The 3268-nt window shown below is 70.7% G+C and carries 1 protein-coding gene and 1 pseudogene; both read left to right on the forward strand.

The features are described from left to right. Positions 1-28: 28 nt before the first annotated feature. Positions 29-886 (forward strand): annotated as a pseudogene (locus DU475_RS23475) (DNA polymerase III subunit alpha); the annotation flags it as partial. Between the two features lie 158 nt (positions 887-1044). Further along, positions 1045-3268, forward strand: a 2224-nt coding sequence (locus DU475_RS23480; RefSeq protein ID WP_164633481.1) for a caspase family protein, incomplete at its 3' end; no start/stop codon positions are given.

Consider the following 3268-nt stretch of genomic DNA (forward strand, 5'->3'; position numbering starts at 1 on the left):
AAGATGGGTATAAGAGACAGGGTTGATGGCGCGCGTCAATCCGCGCGCCATCAACCGGCGCGTCGTCGAATGTCTCGCCGCCGCCGGCGCGTTCGACTGCCTCAACTCGAACCGCGCGGCGGTGTTCGCGGGCGCCGACGCCATTGTGGCCGCATGCCAGCGCAATCATGAAGCTGCGACCAGCGGCCAGAACGACATGTTCGGCGGCCTGTCGGACGTCCCCTCGATCATCCTGCCGCAGCTCGACGCCTGGCTGCCGTCGGAGCGGCTGCGCCGCGAATACGACGCGATCGGCTTCTTCCTGTCGGGCCATCCGCTCGACGATTACGCCACTGCCCTGAAGCGGCTGCGGGTGCAGTCCTGGAACGAGTTCTGCAAGGCGGTGAAATCCGGCGCCACCGCCGGAAAGGTTGCCGCCACGGTGGTGTCGCGGATGGAGCGGCGCACCAAGACCGGCAACAAGATGGGCATCATCGGATTGTCGGATCCGACCGGGCATTTCGAGGCGGTACTGTTCTCCGAGGGGCTGGCGCAATATCGCGAGGTGCTGGAGCCGGGGGCCGCGGTGCTGATGCAGCTCGGCGCCGAATTGCAGGGTGAGGACGTCCGCGCCCGTGTGCTGCATGCCGAACCGCTCGACGCCGCCGCGGCGAAGACCCAGAAGGGCCTGCGGATCTTCCTGCGCGACACCAAGCCGCTGGAGTCGCTGACCAAACGTCTTCAGCCCCCGGAGTCCCGGGCCGCCGGCGGGAACGTCGCGCTGGTGTTGCGGCTCGATCCGCAGACCGAGGTCGAATTCGAGATTCCCGGCCGCTTCCAGGTTTCGCCGCAGATCGCCGGCGCGATCAAGGCGGTCAGCGGCGTCGAGCACGTCGAGACGCTGTGAGCGGCGAGGGCGCTGACGTCCCATCGCCGAGCCCGGCCGTCGCACCACGCCTTCCTCGAGGCGGGATCCATTCAATCGCCGTTCAGGCTGCGGCGCGCTGAAATGCGCGCGACGGCGATCCGTCGGTTCGGCGGCGCCCATGAATCGGGTCTCTGGCCATGCGTTTCCATCCCGTGCTGTCTTTGGTCTCCGCCGTTCTCGCCGTCCTGCTCGTCGTCCCGATCGATCATGCCCGGGCGCAGCAGCAGGAAAAGCGCATCGCGCTGGTGATCGGCAACGGAGCCTATGCGAAAGCGCCGCTGTCCACCGCCGCCAACGACGGCGGTCTGATCGCACAGACTTTGCAGGCGGCGGGCTTCGACGTCAGCGGCGCGCGCGATCTCGACGGCGACACGCTGCGCGGCGCCTTCCGCGACTTCGTGAAGAAGGCGGAGGAGGCCGGTCCCGACACGGTCGCGGCGGTTTATCTCGCCGGCTATGGCGTGCAGTACGCCGGCGAGAACTACTTCATCCCGGTCGACTCGCGGATTTCGCGCGATACCGACATTCCGACCGAAGGGCTGCGGCTCGGCGACTACATGCGCCAGCTCGCCGCGCTGCCGCTGAAGACCAGCGTCGTGGTGCTGGATCTCGCACGCGAACAGCCGTTCGTGCCGGCCGGCTCGGTCGCTTCGGGGCTGGCGATGGTGGAGCCGACCCCGAAGATGCTGATCGCCTTCAACGCCGCGCCCGGCACGGTGGCGCCGGAGGAGCGCGGCGCTTACGGCGTCTATGCGCAGGCACTGGCCGAGATGATCCGCACCGGCGGCCTGACGCTGCCGCAACTGTACGATCGCGTCCGGCTGCGCGTCAACGAGACCACCAAGGGCGCTCAGGTGCCGTGGGATACGCAGAGCATCGAGTCGAATTTCATGTTCTTCGATCGCGCGCCCGATGCGCCGCCGCTGCCGGCGCCGGATCAGGCACTGCGCAGCAAGCCGATCCGCGACATGGGCGCCGCCGAGGCGTATGCGGCCGCGCTCGATCGCGACACGCTGCAGGCCTATGAGGATTTCCTCGCGGCGTATCCGAGCGATCCGCTGGCCAAGCGGGTGAGGGCGATCGTCGCCGCACGGCGCGAGGCGATCACCTGGCGGCGGACCTACCGCGTCGATACGCCGGATGCGTACTGGTCGTATCTGCGCCGTTATCCGCGCGGTCCGCATGCGGCCGATGCGCGGCGCCGGCTGGAGATACTTGCGGCGGCGCTGGAGCCGCCGCCGAGCTTCACGGTGCTCGACTACGACGTGCCCGCGCCGCCGCCCGACGAAATCGTCTATGTCGACCGCCCGGTCCTGATGTTCAGCGATCCGGAGTTCGACTTCGCGCCGCCGCCGCCGCCGCCGGTGTTCTTCCTGCCGCCACCGCCGCCGGATTTCGTGATGCTGCCGCCACCGCCGCCGCCGATCGGCCTGTTCTATCTGCCGCGGCCGCTGTTCGTGCCGATCCCCGCCTATGTGCGACCGCCGGTGTATGTGCAGCCGCCGCCGAACAACATCATCTTCGCCAACATCCACAACACCACGGTGATCAATCAGGTGATCAATCAGCCGCCGGCGGCAGCGGCGAATCCTTCTGCGCCGCTACCGGTTGCCCAGCCGCCGGTCGCGGTGCCCGGAGCCGTCCCGGCTGTCGAGCCGAGCCGGGCCGGGGTGGCATCGGCCGCGATCGCCGGTGGCGTGATCGGCGCCGCGCTTCCGGCCGCGGTGATGCAGCGGGCCGCACTGATCCAGCAGGGCAAGGCAGCGGTGCCGCCGAGCGCGTCGATCGCGACGCCGCCGCCGGGCGGATTCGCGCCGCGCCCCGGCGTCCAGCTTCAGGGCCCGCGGGGGAGGCTGCCTGCGACAATGTCGTCACCGGTTCCGAACGGGACGGGTCCCGGGCGCGCGCCGGCGCTGCCACCGCCGAGTTCGCCGCCCGGTCAGGCTTCCGGACCCGCTGTCGCGCCGTTGCCGGGGCAGCGGCGGCCTAGCCCGGTGGTACCCGCTGCTGCGCCCGCCGTGCAGGCGCTGCCGGTGCCGGGCAGCAAACGACTGCCGCCCCCATCGATGGGCGCTGTTCGTCCCGGGGCGCCTGTGCGGGCTCAGCCGCTGCCCACGGGCGCGCGGCCCGCGGTCCAGACTGGCGCACCGCCGTCCGGCGCAGGCGCCGCAGCCGGACCTGGCCCGGCGGTCCGCAGCGAAGCCTCTCGTCAGCCGGCCCCGGCTGCCCGGTTGCGACCGGCGTCTATCCCTGCTCCCGCCAGACCGACGGGGCCGCCGACCCGTTCGCTGGGCGAACGCCACCTGCCGCCCGTGGCGCCGCGGATACAGCGGCCCCCGCCGCCGATGGTTGCACGCCCGG

Origin of the sequence: Rhodopseudomonas sp. WA056 (genome assembly GCF_010906995.1) — a bacterium.
In the GTDB taxonomy this organism is placed as follows: Bacteria; Pseudomonadota; Alphaproteobacteria; order Rhizobiales; family Xanthobacteraceae; genus Rhodopseudomonas; species Rhodopseudomonas palustris_G.